At 67.1% G+C, this 22,814-nt stretch carries 25 protein-coding genes and 1 other RNA gene; 19 read left to right on the plus strand and 7 right to left on the minus strand.

What is annotated here, in order from left to right; translation table 11 throughout:
• The first annotated feature begins 47 nt into the window (after window positions 1-47).
• The 3 genes from epmA (at window position 48) to ULB03_RS10400 (ending at window position 1,873) form a co-directional block, all read left to right on the plus strand.
• Window positions 48-1,103 carry an EF-P lysine aminoacylase EpmA gene (gene epmA, locus ULB03_RS10390; protein WP_322483067.1) on the plus strand — a complete coding sequence of 352 codons (1,056 nt, stop codon included), beginning with the start codon at window positions 48-50 and terminating at the stop codon, window positions 1,101-1,103.
• A 75-nt stretch (window positions 1,104-1,178) separates the two neighbouring features.
• Window positions 1,179-1,487: a hypothetical protein gene (locus ULB03_RS10395; RefSeq protein ID WP_322483068.1), complete on the plus strand. Its 309-nt coding sequence runs from the start codon at window positions 1,179-1,181 to the stop codon at window positions 1,485-1,487.
• Window positions 1,484-1,873 (plus strand): type II toxin-antitoxin system VapC family toxin, encoded by a 390-nt coding sequence (locus ULB03_RS10400; protein WP_322483069.1) that lies wholly within the window; start codon window positions 1,484-1,486, stop codon window positions 1,871-1,873. The genes ULB03_RS10395 and ULB03_RS10400 overlap by 4 nt, the downstream gene beginning before the upstream one ends.
• 14 nt (window positions 1,874-1,887) lie before the next feature.
• Here the strand turns inward: ULB03_RS10400 and thiE are convergent, their stop codons facing one another.
• The 5 genes from thiE to ULB03_RS10425 form a co-directional block, all read right to left on the minus strand.
• Window positions 1,888-2,517, minus strand: coding sequence for a thiamine phosphate synthase (thiE, locus tag ULB03_RS10405; protein WP_322483070.1), 630 nt, complete (start codon window positions 2,515-2,517; stop codon window positions 1,888-1,890).
• 4 nt (window positions 2,518-2,521) lie between these two features.
• Complete coding sequence (locus tag ULB03_RS10410) at window positions 2,522-3,451, minus strand: class I fructose-bisphosphate aldolase (protein ID WP_322483071.1); 930 nt, start codon at window positions 3,449-3,451, stop codon at window positions 2,522-2,524.
• A 145-nt stretch (window positions 3,452-3,596) separates the two neighbouring features.
• Complete coding sequence (locus ULB03_RS10415) at window positions 3,597-3,809, minus strand: diguanylate cyclase domain-containing protein (protein WP_322483072.1); 213 nt, start codon at window positions 3,807-3,809, stop codon at window positions 3,597-3,599.
• Window positions 3,782-6,727, minus strand: coding sequence for a two-component regulator propeller domain-containing protein (locus tag ULB03_RS10420; protein ID WP_322483073.1), 2,946 nt, complete (start codon window positions 6,725-6,727; stop codon window positions 3,782-3,784). The genes ULB03_RS10415 and ULB03_RS10420 overlap by 28 nt, the downstream gene beginning before the upstream one ends.
• 229 nt (window positions 6,728-6,956) lie before the next feature.
• Window positions 6,957-7,364, minus strand: coding sequence for a hypothetical protein (locus ULB03_RS10425; protein ID WP_322483074.1), 408 nt, complete (start codon window positions 7,362-7,364; stop codon window positions 6,957-6,959).
• Between the two features lie 79 nt (window positions 7,365-7,443).
• Between ULB03_RS10425 and ULB03_RS10430 the strand changes: the two genes are divergently transcribed.
• A complete protein-coding gene (locus ULB03_RS10430) occupies window positions 7,444-8,553 on the plus strand; it encodes an AAA family ATPase (RefSeq protein WP_322483075.1) in 1,110 nt (369 codons plus the stop codon).
• Window positions 8,550-9,179 carry a DUF4276 family protein gene (locus ULB03_RS10435; protein WP_322483076.1) on the plus strand — a complete coding sequence of 210 codons (630 nt, stop codon included), beginning with the start codon at window positions 8,550-8,552 and terminating at the stop codon, window positions 9,177-9,179. Before ULB03_RS10430 ends, ULB03_RS10435 begins: the two co-directional genes overlap by 4 nt.
• 64 nt (window positions 9,180-9,243) lie before the next feature.
• Here ULB03_RS10435 and gap read toward each other — a convergent pair whose 3' ends face one another.
• The gene (gene gap, locus ULB03_RS10440; RefSeq protein WP_322483077.1) at window positions 9,244-10,251 is read right to left on the minus strand and encodes a type I glyceraldehyde-3-phosphate dehydrogenase; all 1,008 of its coding nucleotides are present in this window, start codon (window positions 10,249-10,251) and stop codon (window positions 9,244-9,246) included.
• 219 nt (window positions 10,252-10,470) lie between these two features.
• Window positions 10,471-12,486 carry a transketolase gene (tkt, locus tag ULB03_RS10445; protein ID WP_322483078.1) on the minus strand — a complete coding sequence of 672 codons (2,016 nt, stop codon included), beginning with the start codon at window positions 12,484-12,486 and terminating at the stop codon, window positions 10,471-10,473.
• A 445-nt stretch (window positions 12,487-12,931) separates the two neighbouring features.
• Here tkt and ULB03_RS10450 point away from each other — a divergent pair, with 445 nt between their 5' ends.
• The 14 genes from ULB03_RS10450 (at window position 12,932) to tolB (ending at window position 22,742) form a co-directional block, all read left to right on the plus strand.
• The gene (locus tag ULB03_RS10450; protein ID WP_322483079.1) at window positions 12,932-13,186 is read left to right on the plus strand and encodes a hypothetical protein; all 255 of its coding nucleotides are present in this window, start codon (window positions 12,932-12,934) and stop codon (window positions 13,184-13,186) included.
• Window positions 13,187-13,192: 6 nt separating this feature from the next.
• Window positions 13,193-13,543 carry a cell division protein ZapA gene (locus tag ULB03_RS10455; protein ID WP_322483080.1) on the plus strand — a complete coding sequence of 117 codons (351 nt, stop codon included), beginning with the start codon at window positions 13,193-13,195 and terminating at the stop codon, window positions 13,541-13,543.
• A 14-nt stretch (window positions 13,544-13,557) separates the two neighbouring features.
• Window positions 13,558-13,717: non-coding RNA, 6S RNA (gene ssrS / locus ULB03_RS10460), on the plus strand.
• An 82-nt stretch (window positions 13,718-13,799) separates the two neighbouring features.
• Window positions 13,800-14,510 carry a 5-formyltetrahydrofolate cyclo-ligase gene (locus ULB03_RS10465; RefSeq protein ID WP_322483081.1) on the plus strand — a complete coding sequence of 237 codons (711 nt, stop codon included), beginning with the start codon at window positions 13,800-13,802 and terminating at the stop codon, window positions 14,508-14,510.
• A gap of 26 nt (window positions 14,511-14,536) precedes the next feature.
• Window positions 14,537-15,367 carry a TIGR00282 family metallophosphoesterase gene (locus tag ULB03_RS10470; protein WP_322483082.1) on the plus strand — a complete coding sequence of 277 codons (831 nt, stop codon included), beginning with the start codon at window positions 14,537-14,539 and terminating at the stop codon, window positions 15,365-15,367.
• A 281-nt stretch (window positions 15,368-15,648) separates the two neighbouring features.
• The gene (locus ULB03_RS10475) at window positions 15,649-16,398 is read left to right on the plus strand and encodes a YebC/PmpR family DNA-binding transcriptional regulator (protein WP_145729547.1); all 750 of its coding nucleotides are present in this window, start codon (window positions 15,649-15,651) and stop codon (window positions 16,396-16,398) included.
• 26 nt (window positions 16,399-16,424) lie between these two features.
• The gene (gene ruvC, locus ULB03_RS10480; RefSeq protein WP_322483083.1) at window positions 16,425-16,949 is read left to right on the plus strand and encodes a crossover junction endodeoxyribonuclease RuvC; all 525 of its coding nucleotides are present in this window, start codon (window positions 16,425-16,427) and stop codon (window positions 16,947-16,949) included.
• Window positions 16,946-17,572 carry a Holliday junction branch migration protein RuvA gene (gene ruvA / locus ULB03_RS10485; protein WP_322483084.1) on the plus strand — a complete coding sequence of 209 codons (627 nt, stop codon included), beginning with the start codon at window positions 16,946-16,948 and terminating at the stop codon, window positions 17,570-17,572. The genes ruvC and ruvA overlap by 4 nt, the downstream gene beginning before the upstream one ends.
• Window positions 17,569-18,654, plus strand: a complete 1,086-nt coding sequence (ruvB, locus tag ULB03_RS10490) for a Holliday junction branch migration DNA helicase RuvB (RefSeq protein ID WP_322483085.1) — start codon at window positions 17,569-17,571, stop codon at window positions 18,652-18,654. Before ruvA ends, ruvB begins: the two co-directional genes overlap by 4 nt.
• Window positions 18,647-19,237, plus strand: a complete 591-nt coding sequence (locus ULB03_RS10495; RefSeq protein ID WP_322483086.1) for a YbgC/FadM family acyl-CoA thioesterase — start codon at window positions 18,647-18,649, stop codon at window positions 19,235-19,237. The genes ruvB and ULB03_RS10495 overlap by 8 nt, the downstream gene beginning before the upstream one ends.
• 8 nt (window positions 19,238-19,245) lie before the next feature.
• Window positions 19,246-19,974 carry a protein TolQ gene (tolQ, locus tag ULB03_RS10500; RefSeq protein ID WP_322483087.1) on the plus strand — a complete coding sequence of 243 codons (729 nt, stop codon included), beginning with the start codon at window positions 19,246-19,248 and terminating at the stop codon, window positions 19,972-19,974.
• Window position 19,975: 1 nt separating this feature from the next.
• Window positions 19,976-20,425: a protein TolR gene (gene tolR, locus ULB03_RS10505; RefSeq protein ID WP_322483088.1), complete on the plus strand. Its 450-nt coding sequence runs from the start codon at window positions 19,976-19,978 to the stop codon at window positions 20,423-20,425.
• A gap of 20 nt (window positions 20,426-20,445) precedes the next feature.
• Window positions 20,446-21,408 carry a hypothetical protein gene (locus ULB03_RS10510; protein ID WP_322483089.1) on the plus strand — a complete coding sequence of 321 codons (963 nt, stop codon included), beginning with the start codon at window positions 20,446-20,448 and terminating at the stop codon, window positions 21,406-21,408.
• Window positions 21,408-22,742: a Tol-Pal system beta propeller repeat protein TolB gene (tolB, locus tag ULB03_RS10515; protein WP_186455577.1), complete on the plus strand. Its 1,335-nt coding sequence runs from the start codon at window positions 21,408-21,410 to the stop codon at window positions 22,740-22,742. The genes ULB03_RS10510 and tolB overlap by 1 nt, the downstream gene beginning before the upstream one ends.
• Window positions 22,743-22,814 lie beyond the last annotated feature (72 nt).

The following is a 22,814-nucleotide window of genomic DNA, read 5'->3' on the forward strand; positions in this document are numbered from 1 at the left end:
ACGGTATGCCGCCCAGCATATCGCTTGTCGTGGAAGGACCACCAGCCATGAAGACCCCCGCCCAACCGTGGTGGCACCCCGACCGCATGGCCCGGCGCGCCGCCAACCTCAAGGTGCGCGGCGCCATGACCCGCGCCCTGCGCCGCTGGTTCGAGGAGGGGGACTTTGAGGAGGTGGAGACGCCGGCCCTGCAGGTGTCCCCGGGGCTGGAGCCGCACCTGATGGCCTTCGCCACCGACCTGGTGGGCAGCCACCCCGACGACCGGCTGACCCTGCGCCTGCACACCAGCCCGGAATTCACCATGAAGAAGCTGCTGGTGGCCGGCCTGCCGCGCATTTTCCAACTGGCCCACGTCTACAGAAACGGCGAGCGTTCCCCCACCCACAGCCCGGAATTCACCATGCTGGAATGGTACCGGGTGGGGGCGGGCTACCGCGACCTGATGGACGATTGCATCGGCCTGACCCGGACGCTGTGCGCCGCCGCCGGCGTCGACATCCTGCGCCGGGGCGACCTCACCTGCGATCCGCTGGCGGAGTGGGAGGTGCTGACGGTGCAGGAGGCGTTCCAGCGCCATGTCGGCATCGACCTGCTGGCGACGGCGCCCGATCCCGCCCGGCCGGACGTGGCCCTGCTGGCCCAGGCGGCCGAGGCCGTTGGCATCCACGCCCATGCCGGCGACACCTGGGAGGATCTGTTCTTCCGCATCAGCCTGGATCGCATCGAGCCGCACCTGGGCATGGGCCGGCCGACCTTCCTGACCGACTACCCCGTCTCCATGGCCGCCCTGTCGCGGCCCAAGCCGGAGGACGGCCGCGTCGCCGAACGGTTCGAGCTGTACGCCTGCGGCGTGGAACTGGCCAACGCCTTCGGTGAGCTGACGGATGCGGCCGTTCAGAAGGCTCGTTTCGAGGCCGATATGGATTTGAAGCAGGCGCTGTATGGCGAGCGCTATCCTATCGACGCCGATTTCCTGGCGGCCCTGGACTTCGGCCTGCCGGACTGCGCCGGCATCGCGCTGGGCTTCGACCGCCTGGTCATGCTGGCCACCAACGCCGCCGCCATCGATGACGTGCTGTGGGCGCCGGTGGTGCTGCCGTGAGGCGATTCGACTCGGGGAACGCTATGCCGTATAGTGAGGTTGCTCCATAGGCAACGACGGTGGCGGGAGTCAGGCATGGCACGTAACGCGACACTGGTGATCGAGCTTCCTTCCGATGTGACGGCGAGCTTGAGCCGCCTTGCGACCGTGACCCAGCGGGGGCAGTCGGCTTTGGCTGCGGACGCGATTACCGACTACGTCACCCGAGCGGAAGCCGATACCACCGCGTGCTTGTCAGAAGCGGAGTGGCAGGTAGCAAAAGAGCGGCGTAACGCCTTCTTACGCGAGATATTGAAAGAGGCCCGGCGCCGTTCGACCGGAGAAGCGTTCGATGCCGCCCGGAGTCAGGATTTCCTCTATGACGAGGATGGCTTGCCCGGATGATATCCATCGTGGTGGATAGTTCAGCGTTGATCGAAATCGTCCGGGATGGTCCTCGGGCTGATGAATGCGAGGCCTGCCTGGAGCGGGCGGATCAAATGTTCATCAGCGCAGGAACTTTGGCTGAGGCATTGATCGTCGCGCGGCGTAAAGGGCTCGGGGATCTTTTGGAACTTTTGGCCGGTCGTCAGGCGATGATTATGGTTCCTATCAGCGCGAACGAAGCGCGCCGCGTCGCCGATGCCTATGATCGCTGGGGGAAAGGCGTGCACCCGGCAGGGCTGAACATGGGCGACTGCTACGCCTATGCCTTGGCGTGGGAGCGCAACCTGCCGCTTCTCTTCGTCGGTGATGATTTTTCCAAGACGGACGTGATCCCGGCGCTGTAGGCGCCGGGGATGCGTCACGCCTCGGCGATGGCCTTGTTGAAGGCCCGCACCGCTGCACCTGGCCCTTCCGGATGCTGCCAGACGGAGGAGACCACCGCCAGGAAGTCGGCGCCGGCGCGCACCACGTCGCCGCAGTTCTCCGGCGTGATGCCGCCGATGGCGACGCAGGGGATTTCCATCATCTCCTGCCACCAGGTCAGCAGCTCGGGCATGGCCCGATGCTCCGTTTCCTTGGTGCCGGTGGGGAAGAAGGCGCCGAAGGCGACGTAGTCCGCCCCGTCCTCGCCCGCCACCATGGCCAGGTGGCGACTGTCGTGGCAGGTCACCCCGACGATGGCCTCGCCGCCCATGATCTTGCGCGCCTCGCGGTAGGGCATGTCGGTCTGGCCGACATGGACACCGTCGCAGCCCGTTTCCTTGGCCAGGCGCGGATGGTCGTTGAGGATGAAGGCCACCTCACGCTCTTGCGCCACCGGGCGCAGCGCGTCGATGGCGCGACGCACCGTGTCGTCGTCCACATCCTTCAGCCGCAGCTGGACGCAGGCGACATCGCCCGCGTCCAGGGCCGTGGCCAATTGAATGGCGAACGCCGCCGGCTCCAGGGCCGGCGGCGTCACCAGGTAAAGACGGCAATCAGCCTTCAAAAACTTATTCCTTGCCCTGGTAGATGCGAACGATCCGGTCCAGCAGGGCCAGCGCGTCCTCTCGGCTGCGCTGGAAGCTGTTGCGGCCGATGATGGAACCGTTGCCGCCGCCGTCACGGATGGCGCGGGCGTCGTCGAACACCGCGTCCTCGCCCTTGGCGGCGCCGCCCGAGAAGACCACCAGGCGCTTGCCGTTGAAGGCGGAACGCATCACGTCGGCCACGCGCTCGGCCTGGGTGGACCGGGCGATGTTCTTGGCCTCGTAGACCTTCTTGGACTCCTTGTTGCCCAGATGGTCGGTGGCCAGCTTCACCTTGATGATGTGGGCGCCCAGCAAGGCGGCCATGTGGGCGGCATAGGTGCTGATGTCGATCGCCAGCTCTGCGTCCTTGTCCAGGTCGCCGCCGCGCGGGTAGGACCACAGCACGGTGGCCAGGCCGCAGGCCTTGGCCTCGGCCGACAGTTCGCGGAACTCCTCGAACTGGTCGAACATGGCGTCGGAGCCGGGGTAGATGGTGAAGCCGATGGCGGAGCAGCCCAGGCGCAGGGCGTCGGCCACGGTGGCGGTCACCGCCTGGTCCGGCGCATCACCGCCGCGCGACAAGCTGTTGGAGCTGTTCATCTTAAGGATGGTGGGGATGGCGCCCGCGAAGGTGGCGGCGCCCTGCTCCAGCATGCCCAGGGGGGCGGCGTAGGCGTTCAGGCCGGCGTCGATGGCCAGCTGGAAATGGTAGTGCGGGTCGTAAGCCGGCGGGTTGGGCGCGAAGCTGCGCGCGGGGCCATGCTCAAAGCCCTGGTCGACGGGCAGGATGACCATTTTGCCGGTGCCGCCCAGGCGGCCTTCCATCAGGATGCGGGCCAGATTGGCCTTGGTGCCGGGATTGTCGCTCTCGTACCAGGAAAGGATTTCCTTAACGCGGCGGGTCAGCTTCATGGTTACGGTATCCCCGAGTTTGTTTTGAATGTTTGTGTTTATTGTACGCGTGATGCCGGGTTGATATCCCAGCACCGGGTGCTTGGCAATCTGCCCCAGCCTCGGGGCGAGATCATGGCAGATTTCCGCCAATCGCGACGGTGGACTAGTGATCTTCCTGGGGCCGGGCGTCGCGTTCTTCGCCCTTGCCATTTCCGCCCCGGGTCCCGGCAAAGGCCGCCACCCGGTCGCGGCCCGCGCGCTTGGCGGCGTACAGGCCATGGTCGGCCCGGTCCAGCAATTGCTTCAGCGTCACCGGGGGCAGGGCCGCGGCGACGCCGATGCTGATGGTCACGGCGATGGACGTCTCGTCGTCCACGCCATAGGGCGTTCCCCCACCGCCCGCCGCACGCGGTCCGCCACCGCCAGGGCCATGGACTCGTCCGCATCGGGCAGCAGCAGGGCCAATTCCTCGCCGCCCAGGCGGGCGAAGACGTCGGTCTTGCGCAGCAGGGCGCGGATGCGGCCGACCACCGCCAGCAGCACCTCGTCGCCCGCGCTGTGGCCCAGGGTGTCGTTCACCTGCTTGAAATGGTCGATGTCCATCATCAGCAAGGCGGTCGGCTTGGGCGTGGGACGCGCCCGGGCCAGCGCCGCCTCGGCCAATTCCATGAAATGGCGGCGGTTATGGATTCCGGTCAGCGGATCCCGGTTGGCCAAATCCTTCAGCCGCTCATTGGCGGACAGCAGGTCACGGGTCTGGCGGGCGACCTGTTCCTCCAGCATGGCGCGGCGGCGGCGCAGATAGGTGGTGCGAACCTGCACCAGGGCCACCACCCCACCCAGCGCCAGCGCGGCGGCGGCCAGCTTGGCCCACAGCGTCTGCCACCAGGCCGGCTGAACCTTGATGGACAGCTTCAGCGGCGTGGACCAGTCGCCCGCGCTGGTTCCGGCCTTGATCAGCAGGCTGTACCGGCCGGGCGGCAGGTTGGTGTAGGAGGCGACCCGCTGCGTCGCGTCGGTCTCCGTCCAGTCCTTGTCGAAGTCGGTCAGCTTGTAGGCGTAGCGCATTTCCTCCGGCGCCGCGTAGTTCAGCGCGGCGAAGGCCACCTCCAGGCTGCGGTCGCGGTGTCCCAGCCGGATGGGCAGGGGCGCCGTCGCGTCGCCGGTGGGCACCGCTTGGCCGGCGACGCGGACGGCGGTGACGACCAGTGGCGGCGGGGCGGTCCTGGGCTTGAACCGGTCGGGATGCACCACCGTCGCGCCGCCGCCGCCGCCGAAGATCAGGCTGCCGTCGGGCAGGACCGCGCCGGAATGGATCCAATAGGCGGGGAGGGCGACGCCGTCGGCACGCCCCAGGGGCCGGGTGGCCCAGGTCCGCGGATCGATGATCGCCAGGCCGTCGGCCGTGCTGGCCCAAACCCGGCCGCCCCTGTCCAGCAGCAGGGTGCCAATGTTGTCATTGGGCAGGCCGTCGGCCACGCTCAGCCGCCGGAACACGCCATGGGGGTGGGCGGGGCTGGCGGCTTGTTCCAGGACGCCGATTCCCCCACCCAGTGTACCGGCCCACAGCCGGCCCTCGCCGTCGCGCAGCAGGGTGGTGACCAAGTCCGCCGGCAGGGATTGGCGGTCGGCCGGGTCGTGGGTGTAATGGTTGAAGGCGCCGGTGGCGAGGTCCAGGCGGTCCAGGCCGTGACGGGTGCCCACCCACAGTCCGCCGGCCTCATCGCCCAGCATGACGTTGACGCTGTCATCGACGAGGGAGGTCGGCTCGGCGCTATGCCGGTACACCGTCGTCTCCCCGGTGGCGGGGGTGTAGCGCACCAGCGGCCCGGCGGCGAACCACAGCGTGTCGCCCTCCGCCAGGCCATAGATGACCGGGCCGACCGCGGCGCCGGGGAAGGCCCGCTGCTCCAGCGCGCCGTTTCGCGGATCATGGCGGAACAGGGTGCGACCGGCACCGGCGCCCAGCCAAACGTTGCCGTCCGGCGCCCCGGTGATGCTGAGCACACCGCCGGGGGGCAAGGAGGCGACATTGGGCAGGGGGGTGATCGTGCCGGCCGCGGAATCCAGCAGGGCCGCGCCATGGTCCTTGAACCCCATCCAGGCGCGCCCGTCCGGGGTGGTGGCGATTCCCAGGACGTTGTCGTCCGGGAGGCCCTTGCCGGCGGCCCCGCCGATGCCCGGATCGGGCAGCAGGGTGTCGATGGCGTCGGCGTGCAGGTCGGTGCGGCTGACCCCCAGGTTGGTGGCCGCCCACAACAGGCCCTTGCGGTCACGCAGCAGGGCGCGGACGCTATCGTCCGCGATGCTGGACGGGGTCAGCGGATTATGGCGCACCGTGCGCAGCGCGCCCGTGGCGGCGTCGATGATGGTGATGCCCCCGGCCAGCCGCCCCACCCAGATTTCGCCCGGTCGGCCCTCGGTCAGGCAGAACACCAGGGGACCGCCCAGGGCCTGGGGGCTGGCCTCCGGCACCAGATGGGCGACACCCCAGCCGCTGGCGCCAGCGGTTTCGGATTCGGTGGGCAGCACCCGTCCCAGGCCGGAGCGCACGGTGGCGAACCACACGCGGCCGGCGCTGTCCTGGGTCATGGCCATCACTTCATCCACCACCGGGTGGCCCTGCGCGTCCAGCACGGCGACGGGGGCGAACCCTTGGGCGCCAGGCGCGCGGCGCAGTAGGCCGGTCACCGTGCTGACCCATAGGCTGCCATCCCGGGTGCGCAGCAGGGACCGGATGCGGTCCGCCGGGGCGGAGGTGGCATCGCCCTCCCGGTGCGGCTCCCGCGTCACGGCGCCTGCGGAATTGATATGCTCCAGGCCGGCGTTGGTGCCCACCCATACCCCGTCGCCGCCATCACTGATCATGCTCAGCACGCCGCCCCGGGCGGCTTGGCCTTGCGGTTCGGGAAAGATCTGGAACTTGCCGGTCGTCGGATCGTAGCGCGCCACATCTCCGGTGGCGGTGGAAACCCACAGCCGGCCGGCGGCGGCGGGAACCAGGGCGGTGACGACATTGCCGGGCAGGCTGCCGTCCACGTCGTCGCGGTGGAAAAAGGTGCGGAAGCGGTAGCCGTCATAGCGGGACAGGCCGCCCTGGGTACCCACCCAGATGAAGCCGTCGCTGTCCTGCGCCAGGGCCATGGCGATGGGATGGGGCAGCCCCGCCTCCCGGCCGACGTTGGTGAAGACGGTGGCGCGCAGCCGGTCCCAGCCGCTGACCTCCGCCTGCGCGCCGCCGGCGAACAGGGGCGCCATCGCCAGCAGGGTCAGGATTCGTCGTAATCGCCGCACAGGGACTCCCGCAAGCCTGGAATCGCCGGACCTGAGGCTAGGGTCGCACACGGTTCGGCCGTCTGAATAGGGCGATTGAGGGAGGATGGGGACGGCCCGTGATTGGACAGGTTCCGGGCCGATCCTTCCATCACCCGCCCCGTACTTAAGGGAGGAAGTTTGAGGAGAGGTTAATACCACTGGATATTGGGAATTGTAGGGGGCCACGCCGTACCTGAAGCGTCAAAGCTCACGGGTGCGCCAACCAGTCGCGGCAGGTGGACACCGGTTCGCGATGGCCGCGCAGGTCCAACACCTCCCGCGTCTGCGGCGGGTGCAGCCGCGCCCCGAGGGAATGCGCGATGTCGGCCAGCCGGGCCGCGGCGGCGTCCTCGCCGGAAAAGGCGATGTCGGGGATGCCCGCGGCCAGGGCCGCCACGGCATGGCCCGCCGCATCGCCGCAGTCCAGCACGGCCGTCATCGGCGCGCCGGGAAACTCGGCGGCGATAAGATCCAGCAGCGCCCGCCAACCGCCGGCCCCCAGGGCGCCGGCGGCGTCCGGCGCGCTCAGCAGATGCACGGGCGTGCCCGCCGCTGCCGTCAGCGCGGCACGGGCGTGATCCAGCGACAGGATGCGGATGGGACGGGACAGCTTCAATCGTGATGACATTAGTTTCGGTGACGATGGCTTCGGTGATATCACCAGGGCGGGCTTGTTTTGATGCGAGCAGGTGGTGATGGCGGATATCGGTAAGCTACAGAACATCAAGGTCGCGGGATTCAAATCCATCAAAAAGGTGGATTTTGACCTGCAACCTTCCATGAATCTGCTCGTGGGCTCCAACGGCGCAGGAAAGTCGAATTTCATCGGTATTTTTCGGCTCATGAACAATATTGTGGAGCACGATCTCCAACTGTTCGTGGGGCAGCGAGGGAAAGCAGACAAATTCCTGCACTTTGGCGCGAAAGTCACCGACGAGATTCGTATCGACCTGAAATTTGTGCCTAATTCCTATCACTGCACCCTAGTGCCGACGGCGACCAATGGATTGGTATTCAAAGAGGAATACGCGCGTTTCTATCCAGGTGAAATAGAATACCAAGGCGGTATAAAAAGATTCCCCCTCGCAAAAGCTGGGGCAGAGGAAACCGGCCTGCCCCGATATTCAGCAGGAAGACCATCTATAGCAGATCGGGTTGCCCAACATTTCCGAGGTTGGCACATTTATCATTTCCACGATACAAGCGATACCGCCCACGTAAAGAAGAGCGGGCGGATAACGGACGCGCGGGAGCTTCGCGCGGATGCGGTGAACTTGGCAGCCTATTTGCGTCGAATCCGCCAAACGCATCCCGACGCCTATGATGAACTCGTGGCGACTGTGCAGCGTGTGGCGCCGTTCTTCCATGATTTTATTCTAGAGCCAAGCCCACTCGATCCATCTGAAATCTCATTGCAATGGAAACATCGGGGCACCGATGCCTTCTTTGACGCATCTGATCTGTCCGATGGAACTTTGCGGTTCATCTGCTTGGCCACTTTGTTGCTTCAACCGGTTTTGCCAACCACCATCTTGTTGGATGAACCTGAACTGGGGCTGCATCCCTACGCCATTCAGTTGCTCGCGGGCTTGATGCGCAGCGCCGCCAGCCGGACCCAGATCATCGCGGCTACGCAATCCATCACCCTGGCCAACCAGTTCAGTTACGAAGACCTGATTGTGGTGGATCGGGAGGACAATGCGTCGGTGTTCAGGCGGCTTACTGAATCAGAGGTCGCGGCTTGGCTCGATGATTACGGTATGGGCGACATCTGGCAGAAGAACTTGATCGGGGGGACGCCGTGAGGCCCGTTGCGGTTTCGGTGGAAGGACCAACGGAGCGGGAGTTTGTCAGCAAGGTCCTTTCGCCCCATTTGGCGGCCTTCGGACTGTACGCGAAACCCATCCCCCTGAATGGCAGCGTGTCGGTCGCTCGTGCTACAGATGATATACGACGACTGCTGAAAGATGACGGGTATATGGCAGTCACTACCCTCTACGATTGGTATGGCTTTCAAAAGCGTCAGCAATGGGAAAAGCCTCACCAATTGGAAAGCGAACTGCATGCCCAAGTTTCCGGTAATCATCGCTTCATTCCATACATTCAGGTGTATGAGTTCGAGGCGTTGATTTTTGCCGGCCCTGACGAGACGGGGGAGGTCCTGCGCAATCCGCAGCTTCCGGCGAAGATGCGGGTGGAACTTCGGAGTTGCCATACCCCGGAAGATCTGAATGACGGGTATGATACTTGCCCGTCACGGAGGCTGAAGCGGCTCCACCCCGGTTACGATAAGGTCAATCACGGCTACAGAATCACGGAGGCCATTGGCCTGGATCGAATCCGGATCTCATGTCCGCGATTTGGGGGATGGCTAACCCGCCTGGAGAGCCTGGGCTCTGCGGGAGCTCAGCCAGTAACCAGCGAGAACTAAAAAAGGCGCCCCGGCCGGAACCGGGGCGCCTCTTCACTTTAACTCAAACCCAATCCCGCAGGGATCAGCCAACCTTGTGCATGGCGACGGCGGTGTCGCTCATGCGGTTGGAGAAGCCCCACTCGTTATCGTACCAGGTCATGATGCGCACGAAGGTGCCGTCGATGACCTTGGTCTCGTTCAGCGCGAAGATGGACGAGTGCGGGTCGTGGTTGAAGTCGGTGGACACCAGCGGCTCGGCATAGGCGCCCAGGATGCCCTTCAGCGGGCCCTCGGCGGCGGCCTTGATGGCGGCCGAGACTTCCTCGACCGTGGTGGCCTTCTTGGCCACGAACTTGAAGTCCACGACCGAGACGTTGGGGGTGGGGACGCGCAGCGAGGTGCCGTCCAGCTTGCCCTTCAGTTCCGGCAGCACCTTGCCCACGGCCTTGGCGGCGCCGGTGGAGGTCGGGATGATGTTCAGCGCGGCGGCGCGGGCGCGATGCAGGTCCTTGTGCATCGTGTCCACCGTGTTCTGGTCGCCGGTGTAGCTGTGGATGGTGGTCATGAAGCCGTGCTCGATGCCGATGGCATTGTTCAGCACGAAGGCCACCGGGGCCAGGCAGTTGGTGGTGCAGCTGGCGTTGGAGACGATCTTGTGCTCAGGCGTCAGCTTGTCGTGGTTCACGCCATAGACGACGGTGATGTCCTCATCCGTGCCGGGGGCGGAGATCAGCACCTTCTTGGCGCCGGCGGTCAGGTGCTTGGCGGCGGCGTCGCGGGCGGTGAAGATGCCGGAGCATTCCATCGCCACGTCGATGCCCAGGTCGCCCCACGGCAGCTTGGCCGGGTCGCGTTCCTGCACCACCTTCACCGTGTGGCCGTTGACCACCAGGTTGCCGTCCACCACCTCGACCGTGCCGGGGAAGCGGCCGTGCACGCTGTCGTACTTCAGCAGGTGGGCGTTGGTCTTGGCGTCGGCCAGGTCATTGATGGCGACCACTTCGACGTCCTTGCGGCCGCTTTCGTAAATGGCGCGCAGCACCAGACGGCCGATGCGCCCGAACCCGTTGATGGCAACACGAACAGCCATGTGTCTTCCTCCGACATCGTTGAACCGCCCGAGGGATCGGGCCGGCTATGCTGAAACCTTGAAGATGGTAAACGTCACGCCACCCTTTTAGGCGCTATGGGGCTTGCATGGCAGGCCTACCATAGTGGGACGTCTCATCCCCTACCCTGCGTCGAAGCGGGGCGCCCCGGATTTGACACCGATCGCCCCGCCTCCTTGTTTTGTTACCCCGTGCCCTGGTTACAGGCGGGCCTTGGCGGCGGCGACCACGCCGTCCACGGTGATGCCGAAGTGGGCGTACAGCTCCTTGTAGGGGCCGGACTCGCCGAAGCCCGGCATGCCGACGAAGCCGCCCTTGGGGCCGATCCAGCGGTCCCAGCCCATACGCACCATGGCCTCCACGCCCACGCGGACCACGTCATCGCCGCCCAGGACCTGGGCCTGGTAGGCCTCGCCCTGCTCGACGAACAGTTCCCAGCTGGGCATGGAGACGACGCGGGTGGGGACCCCCTCGGCCTGCAGCACGTCGCGGGCCTGCACGGCGATCTCCACTTCCGAGCCGGTGGCCAGCAGGACCACCTTGGCGGCGGCGCCGTCGGCCTCGCGCAGGACGTAGGCGCCCTTGGCGGTCAGGTTGTCGTCGGTGTGCTCGGTGCGCAGGGTGGCCAGGTTCTGGCGGGTCAGCGCCAGGACCGACGGGCGGGTCTTGGAGCGCAGCGCCAGCTGCCAGCATTCCGCCGTTTCCACCTGGTCGGCGGGGCGGAAGACCAGCAGGTTGGGGATGGCGCGCAAGGCGGCCATATGCTCCACCGGCTGGTGGGTCGGGCCGTCCTCGCCCAGGCCGATGCTGTCATGGGTCATGACATGCACCACCCGCTGCTTCATCAGCGCGCCCAGGCGGATGGCCGGGCGGCTATAGTCGGCGAAGCACAGGAAGGTGCCGCTCAGCGGGATCACGCCGCCGTGCAGGGCCATGCCGTTCATGGCGGCGGCCATGGCGTGCTCGCGCACGCCATAGTGGATGTAGCGGCCCTCGTACTTGTCGCGCTGCAGGCTGACGACGCCCTTGGTACGGGTGTTGTTGGACCCGGTCAGGTCGGCGGAACCGCTCATCAGTTCCGGCACCACGTCGAAGATGGCGTCCAGCACGTTGCCCGAGGCCTGGCGGGTGGCCACGCTGGGGCGGGCTTCGCTGGTGGCGCGCTTGAAGGCGGTGATGGTGGCGTCCAGCGCGGCCGGCGCGTCACCCGACTGGGCGGCCTTGAAGGCGGCGACCAGGCCGTTGTCGGCGGCGGCCAGGCGCTGGTCCCAGGCGCTGGCGGCGGTCGCACCCCGGGCGCCGTACTGGCGCCAGGCGTCCAGGATGGGGGCCGGGATTTCGAAGGGGCCATACTCCCAGCCATAGGCGGCGCGGGCGCCGGCGATCTCGGCAGCCCCCAGGGGCGAGCCGTGGCTGGAGTTCTTGCCGGCCTTGGTCGGGGCGCCCAGGCCGATGGTGGTGCGGCAGGCGATCAGCGACGGCGTGCTGGTGGTCTTGGCCTGGGCGATGGCGGCGGCCACGGCCGCCGGATCATGGCCGTCCACGGCCTGCACGTCCCAGCCATAGGCGACGAAGCGCGCCTTCACATCCTCGGACAGGGACAGGTTGGTGGGGCCGTCGATGGAGATGCTGTTGTCGTCCCACAGGACGATCAGGCGGTCCAGGCCCAGGTGGCCGGCCAGCGAGGCGGCCTCATGGCTCACCCCTTCCTGCAGGCAGCCGTCGCCGGCGATGACATAGGTGTGGTGGTCGACCAGGGCGTCGCCGAAGCGGGCGTTCAGGTGACGCTCCGCCAGGGCCATGCCAACGGCGGTGGCGATACCCTGGCCCAGCGGGCCCGTGGTCATCTCGATGCCGCGGGCCATGCCGTATTCCGGGTGGCCGGCGGTGCGGGCGCCCAGCTGGCGGAACTTCTTGATCTGCTCCAGATCGATGTCCTCATACCCGGTGAGGTAGAGCAGGGCATAGATCAGCATGGAGCCGTGGCCGGCGGACAGCACGAAGCGGTCGCGGTCGGCCCAGTCGGGACGCTTGGGATCAAACTTCAGGAACTGGGTGAACAGCACCGTGGCGACATCGGCCATGCCCATGGGCATGCCGGGATGGCCCGACTTGGCCGCCTCGACGGCATCCATGGCCAGGACGCGGATGGCGGTGGCGAGGTCCTTGTGGGGAACGCCCCCGACGACATCTCCGGTGGCGGGCTGGGACGACATGGGCAGAGGGCCTTTCATCAAGCGGGTGCGCTGTTCAGTGGCGTTGTTCGGTGGCGCTCAGGGGCCGTCCGGGAAAGCCGTCACGGGAAGGGCCTTCCCGGGAACCGATCCCGGGCCCGATGCTCCCGATTCTTTGCGCCGCCGCACCACCCTTTTCCGGGTGTCGTGCGCGCACAATCCGGGCGCGAGGGGCGGCGGCACCATGACCGCCACCGCCGGCCGCGTCAAGGTCCGGGGCCCTCCGAAAACTGCAAGCGCGGCCAGCGTTAACGCCTGTGTCCGCAGGGTCTTTGCCGCCCGTCCTGGCGATCATTTCCCGCTTTGGCCCTCGCCTTGGCCGTTTTTCGCTGGTCCCTGCCGCTTTCTTTCTTTATTCGACGCCACAGCTTGATCCATCCTATTCCGCCTGACACCCGTCCATTGCCAATCGGACCCGTTCCATTCCATGGATAGACTGAAGACCGCGCTGGATCGTCTGGACGCCGCCGTCCTTGTTCTGGATGGTGCGCTGGAACGCCGCCTCGCTCAGCCGGTGGTCGTTTCCGCTGACGATGGGGCGGCCAAGGCCCGCATCGCCGAGCTGGAGCGGGCGCTGGCGGCGGCGGAAGGGCGGGAGCAGGGTGCCAAGGCCGCGACCGCGGCCTTGTCGGAGCGGCTGGACCGAACCATCGGGCAGCTGCGTGCGGTGCTGGAGGACTGATTACAGATGGCCCGCGTGGACATCATCCTGAATGGACGCCCCTATGGCCTGGCCTGCGACGATGGCCAGGAACAGCGCCTGCGCGAGCTTGGCTCCTACGTCGACGCCCGCCTGCGCGAGGTGGCGCATGACGCCTCCGGCGGCAGCGAGACGCAGCTGCTGGTGCTGACCGCCCTCATGCTGGCTGATGAGATTTTCGACCTGCGGGCGGAACTGGGCGGCCAGCGCCGTCCGGCGCCCGCGCCGGTGCAAGAGCCGACCCCTGCGCCCCGCGCAGAGGACGATAGCGTCATCGCCGCCGTCGATAGCCTGGCAAAACGCATCGAAGACATTGCGGCCAGGCTGGATCGCTCCTAAATTAGGGTTCTGGAAGGGGGCTGCGCGGTTCGACAGGACGCATTATCCCCAGGGCCGATACCCAATCCTCTAGGGGGCTGTCCCTGCCGACGCCGTGGTGTCGGACATATGGCTCCCACCTGCCTTGGCAGGCCGTGGAGGATACGCTTCTCCATCGGCCGTCGCGGCTCCTTCCAGACCCCTTTGCCCAGACCCCTTTGCCCTCCTGTCCCTGACGACAAGGTCCGGGCCATCCTTCGAGGGACCCCATCCTCCCGTGACCGCCGCATCGCCCCGTACCCACGACGCCTCCCTGGCCCCTGCCGCCGCGACAGGTACGGATGCTGTCGTCCCCCACCCCTCGGTGGAGGAGGCGGCGCGCGCCGCCAAGAAGTCGGTACGGATATCCGCCCGCCGCGTCCGCGCCGCGCTGGAGCTGGATCGCGCGGCGGCCTCCAAGGCCCTGGCCGACAATTTCCTCGACGCTTTGCCCCAGATCACCGACGGCCTGGCCCCGGTGGGCCTGACCGTCGCTTTCTACTGGCCGGTGGGGGATGAGATCGATCCCCGCCCACTGATGCACCGCGTGGTCGCCACCGGCATCAAGGGGGCCCTGCCGGTCTGCCAGGCCAAGGGCCTGCCCCTGCTGTTCCGCCGCTGGTGGCCCGGCACCCTGCTGTCGCCGGACATCATGGGCGTGCCCGCCCCGATGGAGGAGGCGGCGCCCGGCGGTGGCGCCGTGATGCCGGACGTGGTGCTGGTGCCGCTGCTGGCCTTCGACCGGCGGGGCGGCCGCCTGGGGTACGGCGCGGGTTTCTATGACCGCACCCTGGCCCAGTTGCGGCGGGAGCGCGCCATCCAGGCGGTGGGCATCGCCTTCGCTGACCAGGAACTGGACAAGGTGCCCTGCGACGCGCATGACCAGCGATTGGATTGGATCGTCACCGAGCGCTACGCCGTTCGGGCCGGGCAGCGCCGCAAGCGCTGAGCCCGTTCTTTTATCGAGGTTGGGTCATGCGGTTGTTGTTCCTGGGTGATGTGGTGGGCCGCAGCGGCCGCGACGGCGTGATGCGGCACCTGCCGGATCTGCGCAAGGCGCTGGCGCTGGATTTCGTCATCGTGAACGGGGAAAACGCCGCCGGCGGCTTCGGCATCACCGAGAAGATCGCGCAGGAGTTCTTCGCCGCCGGCGTCGACTGCCTGACCACGGGCAACCACGTCTGGGACCAGAAGGAACTGGTGGGCCAGATCGACCGCCTGCCCAATGTGCTGCGCCCGCTGAACTATCCGGAGGGCACGCCCGGCCGGGGCGCCTCGCTGCTGCCCACGCGCGACGGGCGGCGCAAGGTGCTGGTGGTCAACGTCATGGCCCGCCTGTTCATGGACGCGCTGGACGACCCCTTCGCGGCGGTGGAGAAGGTGCTGCGCACCTACCGCCTGGGGCCCAACGCGGCGGACGCCATCGTCATCGACGTGCATGGCGAGGCGTCGTCGGAAAAGATGGCCATGGGCCATTTCTGCGATGGGCGCGTCACCCTGGTGGTCGGCACGCATACCCATACGCCCACCGCCGACACCCAGATCCTGAACGGCCGCACCGCCTATCAGACCGACGCCGGCATGTGCGGCGATTATGACAGCGTCATCGGCATGAAGAAGGAGGCGGCGGTGCTGCGCCTGACGCGCAAGCTGCCGACCGACCGCCTGACCCCGGCGGAGAACGACGCCACCGTCAGCGTCTGCGGCGTGTTCGTCGAGACGGATGACCGCACCGGCTTGGCCGTGCGGGCGGAGGCGGTGCGCGTCGGGGGCCGTCTGGCCCAGGCCATCCCCCGGCTGGGCTGAGCCCGGCGCCCGCAGGTCAGCGCCCGGGTCACCCTGGGGGCGGGACATGCGTCGGGGGATGATTTAGCCCCTTTCCGGGGTGCGTTGCAGAAACCGCCTTGGCGACATTGCCGGAATTCCGCCATAAAGCCGCCGTACCTCGGACGGAAAGCATCGTCCTGTGACAAGCCTGTGGCACGCATTGCCCCCAGGCCTGTCCCCAGGCGTGCCGGATGCCACAATATGTGGTATAAGCTGCCCGGATATACCCCCGCTCAACCCCATATAGAGTTCAGGGTCCCATGGCTGGACATTCACAGTTCAAGAACATCATGCACCGCAAGGGCGCCCAGGACGTCAAGCGGTCCAAGCTGTTCAACAAGCTTGCGCGTGAAATCACCGTGGCCGCCAAGGCGGGCCTGCCCGACCCGGGGCACAACCCGCGCCTGCGTGCCGCCATCCAGGCCGCCCGCGTGCAGAACATGCCGCGCGACCGCATCGACCGCGCCATCAAGCAGGGCACGCCTGGCGCCGGTGACGACACCAATTACGATGAGGTGCGGTACGAGGGCTACGGCCCCGGCGGCGTCGCCCTGATCGTCGAGGCGCTGACCGACAACCGCAACCGCACCGCCTCGGAAGTGCGCTCCGCCTTCTCCAAGCATGGCGGCACGCTGGGCGAGACCAACTCGGTCAGCTTCATGTTCAACCGCATCGGCCTGATCACCTACCCGGCCGCCGTGGCGGATGCCGACACCGTGCTGGAGGCCGCCATCGAGGCCGGCGCCGACGATGTCAGCAGCGATGAGGAGAACCACTCCATCATCACCGGCGTGGATAGCCTGGGTGAGGTGCGCGACGCGCTGGAGGCCAAGTTCGGCGCGCCGGAAGGCGCCAAGCTGACCTGGCAGCCGCTGAACACGGTGGCCCCGTCGGAAGACGCGGCGCAGAGCCTGCTGAAGCTGCTGGACGTGCTGGACGACAGCGACGACGTGCAGAACGTCATCGGCAACTTCGAGCTGTCGCCGGAGCTTCTGGAGAAGCTGGGCTAAGCCGGACGGGAAGGGGGACGGCGGCCATGGGGGATCGGTCGATCCGCGTGCTGGGCCTTGATCCGGGACTGCGCAACATGGGCTGGGGCGTCATCGACGTTTCCGGCAACCGGTTGACGCATGTCGCCGACGGGGTCGTGCAGTCCAACGACCGGGACGATTTGGCCCGCCGCCTCGTCACCCTGTACGAAGGTTTGCAGGACATCATCCGGACCTGGACGCCGGATGAGGCGGCGGTGGAAGAGACCTTCGTGAACAAGAACCCCGTTTCCACCCTCAAGCTGGGGCAGGCGCGGGGCATCGCCCTGCTGGCCCCGGCGCGCGAAGGGCTGCCCGTGTCGGAATACCCGCCCAACCTGGTGAAGAAATCGGTGGTGGGCGCCGGTCACGCCGACAAGACGCAGGTGCAGGCCATGGTGCGCATGCTGCTGCCCGGCTTTCAGTTGTCCAAGGCCGATGCCGCCGACGCCTTGGCCGTCGCCATCTGCCACGCCCACCACAGCCAGACCCGGCGCCTGGTGGGCGGCATCATGGCGGGGGCGGCCCGATGATCGCCAAGCTCAAGGGCCTGTTGGACAGCACCGGCCTGGACTGGGCCATCATCGACGTGGGCGGGGTGGGCTATCTCGTCTCGGCCTCCTCCCGCACCCTGCGCCGCCTGGGCGGGGTGGGGGAGGCCGTCTCGGTGCTGACCGAGATGTGGGTGTCGGAAGACAAGATGCAGCTGTTCGCCTTCGCCGATGTGGCGGAGCGGGACTGGTTCCGCCTGCTGACCACGGTGCAGGGGGTGGGCGCCCGCGTCGCCCTGGCCGTGTTGTCCGTGCTGTCGCCGGAACAGATCGCCCAGGCCCTGATGGCCCAGGACAAGACGGCGCTGACCCAGGCTGACGGCGTGGGGCCGAAGCTGGCCACCCGCATGATCAGCGAACTGAAGGACAAGGTGCCCGCGCTGGCGCTGGCCCCGACCCTGGCTGGCACGGCACCCGGCAAGACGGACGCGGCCGCCGCCCCCGTCCCCAATGGTGCCGTGGCCGACGCTGTCTCCGCCCTGGTCAACCTGGGTTACAAGCGGCTGGAGGCCTTCGCCGCCGTTACCACCTGTGCCGCCCGCCTGGGGCCCGAGGCCGGCGTTTCCGAACTGATTCGCGCCGGGCTTAAGGAATTGAGCGCATGAGCGGCGGCCCGGAGTCGGATCGCCTGGTCAGCCGTGAGCGCGCCGCCGGCGATGCCCAGGACGTGTCGTTGCGCCCCCTGTCCCTGGCCGACTTCACCGGCCAGAAACAGGTGCGCGAAAACCTGTCCATCTTCATCCAGGCCGCCCGGTCGCGGGGCGAGTCGCTGGACCATGTGCTGCTGTTCGGCCCGCCCGGCCTGGGCAAGACCACCCTGGCCCAGATCGTGGCCAAGGAGATGGGCGCCGGCTTCCGCGCCACCTCCGGCCCGGTCATCGCCAAGGCGGGCGACCTGGCGGCCCTGCTGACCAATCTGCAGCCGCATGACGTTCTGTTCATCGATGAGATCCACCGCCTGTCGCCGGCGGTGGAGGAAATCCTCTATCCGGCCATGGAGGATTTCCACCTGGACCTCATCATCGGCGAGGGGCCGGCCGCGCGCTCCGTCCGCATCGACTTGCCGCCCTTCACCCTGGTGGGCGCCACCACCCGGTCGGGCCTCATCACCCGGCCCCTGCGGGAGCGGTTCGGCATTCCGCTGCGCATGCAGTTCTATGAGCCGGAGGAGTTGCAGCTGATCGTCGGCCGCGCCGCCCGCCTGCTGGACATGCCGCTGCTGCCCGAGGGCGCCCTGGAAATCGCGCGCCGGTCGCGCGGCACGCCGCGTGTCGCCGGCCGGCTGCTGCGCCGGGTGCGCGACTTCGCCGCCGTGGCGGGGGCGGAGGTCATCGACGCCCGCGCCGCCGACATCGCCCTGACCCGGCTGGAGGTCGACCGCCTGGGCTTCGACGCCATGGACCGGCGCTACCTCAACTGCATCGCCAACAACTACGGCGGTGGCCCGGTGGGGGTGGAGACGCTGGCGGCCGCCCTGTCGGAACAGCGTGACGTGCTGGAAGAGGTGATCGAGCCCTACCTGATCCAGCAGGGCCTGCTGCAGCGCACGCCGCGCGGCCGCCTGCTGACCGACATGGGCTACCGCTACCTGGGCCTGCCCGCCCCGGCGGCCACCCCGGCGCGTCAACTGGACCTGCTGGGCGCAATAGGCGGGGAGCCGGATGCGGAGGAGGGGCCCGATGTCTGAGGCGCCGAACCGCTCTGTTTCCCACTTGTCCGGATACATGGTGGGCGACGTCCACCACTTCCCCGTCCGTGTCTATTATGAGGACACGGACGCCGGCGGCATCGTCTACCACGCCAACTACCTGCGCTATGCCGAGCGCGCGCGGACGGAAATGCTGCGTGTTCTGGGCGTGCCGCACGCGGAACAGGTGGCGGCCACCGGTGTCGCTTTCGCGGTGCGCCGCTGTGTCATGGACTTCCTGGCGCCGGCGCGGCTGGAGGAAACGCTGGAGGTGCGCAGCCGCATCACCGGTGTCACCGGCGCCACGGTTTTAGCGGAACAGACCATATACCGGCCACAAAGTGGTGGCAGCATGCCGACGGCCATAGTGGGCGGCGACGCCCAAACCCTGGTCCGGCTGAGCCTGAAACTGGCCTGCATCAACGCCCAAGGCCGGGCGGTGCGGGTCCCGACGCCGGTGGCGCAGGCCTTCGCCCGCTTGGGCGTGGCCCGCGACTCCGGTGACAACACACGCCGCGGCGACGGCGACAAGATCAATTCGAAGGGTGACGGCGCGCCGGCGGGCGCCCCGTTGGAAGAGTGAGAGTGGCGATGCAGCATCAGATCATGAATTTCGTGGCCCTGGGCGCCAATCCGACGGCGGACATCTCGGCCCTCAGCCTGTTCATGACGGCCAACTGGCTGGTCAAGGCCATCATGCTGGGGCTGTTGGCGGCCTCGGTCTGGGTGTGGGCCATCATCTTCGACAAGTCGGTGAAGCTGCGCCGCATGAAGGCCGCCGCCGCCGATTTCGAGGAGCAATTCTGGTCCGGCGGCTCGCTGGACCAGCTGTATGAGGAGGTGGGCAAGGCCCCCAGCGATCCGCTGTCCGCCACCTTCGCCGCCGGCATGCGCGAATGGCGCCACGCCAACGAGCGCGGGCTGACCACCTCCGGCGCCATGCGGGCCAACCTGGCCCAGCGCATCGAGCGCGTCATGTCCGTGACCGTCAGCCGCGAGATGGCCCAGACGGAGCGCTACATCACCGTGCTGGCCACGGTCGGGTCCAACGCCCCCTTCGTCGGCCTCTTGGGCACGGTGTGGGGCATCATGCACAGCTTCACCAGCATCGCGGCGGCCGGCAACACCAGCCTGGCGGTCGTGGCCCCCTCCATCGCCGAGGCGTTGTTCGCCACGGCCCTGGGCCTGGTGGCCGCCATCCCGGCCAGCATCGCCTACAACAAGTTCTCGTCCGACATCGCCCGCTTCGGCGACCGGCTGGACTCGTTCGTGACGGAATTCAGCGCCATCCTGCAACGCCACCTGGAAGAGCGGGGCTGACATGGGCGCGTCGCTGTCGGGAAAGCAGTCCACCGGCCGGGGGCGGCGCCGCGCGCGTCCCATGGCCGACATCAACGTGACGCCCATGGTGGACGTGATGCTGGTGCTGCTCATCATTTTCATGGTGACGGCACCCTTGCTGACCGTGGGCGTGCCGGTCGACCTGCCCAAGGCCAACGCCAAGGCCATCCCGGGCCAGGATGAGCCGCTGGTGGTGTCGATCCGCGACAACGGCGACGTCTACCTGAACGAGACCAAGACGGACCTGACCGACCTGGTGCCGCGCCTCCAGGCGATCAGCCAGAACAACGCCGACGCCCGCATCTTCGTGCGGGGCGACAAGTCGCTGGCCTATGGCCGCATCATCGAGGTCATGGGGGCGATCAGCAGCGCCGGCTACAAAAAGGTGTCGCTGATCGCGCAGTTGCCCGACGCCCCGGCCCGTCATTAGCAGGAAGCCAGACCAGTCCCATGCGTCCGGCCATCATCTTTTCAACCGTCCTGCACATCGCGCTGCTGCTGCTGGCGATCCTGGGCCTGCCTTTGCTGAAAAGCGAACCGCTGGTCATGGATGAGCCGGTGGCGGTGGAGATGGACATCAGCCAGCTGACGAACACCTCGGTCAAGCCGCCGGAGACGCCGCAGCCGCCGGCACCCAAGGCGCCCGAGCCGCAGCCCGACCCGACCCCTCCAACCCCGCCGCAGCAGCAAGCCGAGGCTGAGCCGACTCCGCCACCGCCGGAAAAGGTGCCGGACAAGCCGGTGCCGCCCGAGCCCCCGAAGCCGGAACCGCCCAAGCCCGCCCCGCCGCCCCCGCCGGAGCCCGAAGCCCTGCCCATCAAGAAGATGGAAGTGCCGAAGGTGGAGGAGCAGAAGACGGCGGAGCTGGAGCAGCCCAAGCCGGTGCCGAAACCGGAGCCGCCGAAACCGGAACCCAAGCCCGAGCCGCCCAAGCCCGACCCCAAGAAGCCTGAGCCCAAGAAGGATGCGCCGTCGCTCGACAGCATCCTGAAGAACGTGGACAAGCTGAAGGAAGACAAGCCCAAGGAAACGGCGAAGGATACCCCGTCGAAAGACACGCCGAAGACACAGCAGACATCGACGGCTCAGCCTCAATCCGACCATCTTTCGGTGTCAGAGCAGGATGCCCTGCGCTCGCAATTGGCGGGATGCTGGGCCGTGCCGGCTGGCGGCAAGGATGTGGACAAGATGAGCGCCGACATTCGCGTCACTTTCGACAGTTCCATGCACGTCACCAAGGTGGACTACGTGTCCGGCAACGGCTCGCTGTCCAACCCGACTTATCGCAGCTTCGTGGAAAGCACCCTCCGCGCGCTGCAGAAGGACCAGTGTTCGACCTTGCGCCTGCCCAAGGAAAAGTACGGCGGGGCCGGGTCCATCGTGTTCACGTTCAGCCCGAAGGACATGTTCTGATGATCACGCGACAGACGCTAACCGCCCTACGGCGCGCCATCGCCCTGGCGGCGGTGATGCTTATGGCGGTCGCGGTTCAGGCCAAGGCCGAACTGCATCTCGATATCACCAAGGGCACGGTCCAGCCGCTGCCCATCGCCGTGACCCAGTTCTACGGTGAAGCGGTGGGCGCCCAGATCGCCAACGTGATCGAGGCCGATCTGGAACGGTCCGGCCTGTTCCGCCCCCTGGACCACCGCGCCTTCATCCAGACGCCGGAGCAGTTGGCCAACGGCCTGCCGCGCTACGGCGACTGGAAGGTCATCAACGCCCAGGCGCTGGTCAGCGGCACCGCCAGCGTGCAGCCGGACGGCCGGCTGAAGGTGGAATTCCGCCTGTTCGACGTGCTGGCGCAGCAGCAGCTGACCGGCCTGGCCTACTTCACCCAGCCCGACGGCTGGCGCCGCATCGCCCACATCATCGCCGACGCGATCTATAAGCGCGTCACGGGCGAGGACGGCTACTTCGACACCCGCATCGTCTACATCGCCGAATCAGGTCCGGCGACGTCGCGGCAGAAGCGCCTGGCCATCATGGACCAGGACGGGGAAAACAACCTGTACCTGACCGATGGGCGGGTCCTGGTGTTAACGCCACGTTTCTCGCCGACGGCTCAGGAAATTACATACCTGAGTTACTTCAACAACAAACCTCGGGTATATATCTTCAACGTGGACACTGGCCGGCAGGAAATCCTGGGTGATTTTCCGGGCATGACCTTCGCCCCGCGCTTCTCGCCGGATGGCAACAAGGTCATCATGAGCCTGGCCCAGAACGGCAACACCGACATCTATCTGCTGGACCTGCGCACCCGTCGTCAGACCCGGCTGACCGATAATCCGGCCATTGACACCGCGCCCTCCTTCTCCCCCGACGGAAGTAAAATTACTTTCGAGTCCGATAGAGGCGGAAGTCAGCAGATCTATACGATGAATGCTGACGGCACGAATGTTCAGAGAATTACTTTCGGCGCTGGAAAGTATGGCACACCGGTGTGGTCACCCCGTGGCGACCTCATCGCCTTCACACGGATCAACGGCGGCCGGTTCTCGATCGGCGTGATCCGCCCCGATGGCACCGGTGAGCGCGAATTGAGCACCGGCTACCTGGTTGAGGGCCCAACCTGGGCGCCAAATGGTCGCGTCCTGATGTATTTTAAGGAGAAGCCGGTGGGCGAGGGCGGCCGTCAGCGGCAGGTAAGGCTTTACTCCATCGACCTGACCGGTGCTAATGAGCGGCAGATGCTGACCCCCACGGACGCCTCCGACCCCGCTTGGTCGCCCTTGATTCCGTGATGGGCCCACAGTATTTTCGCAGCGCAAGAGCGACGTAAGACTTGTCGGTCTACAGAGACGGGAATAAGTGGT

The organism is Nitrospirillum goiasense (assembly GCF_034427435.1).
GTDB lineage: Bacteria > Pseudomonadota > Alphaproteobacteria > Azospirillales > Azospirillaceae > Nitrospirillum.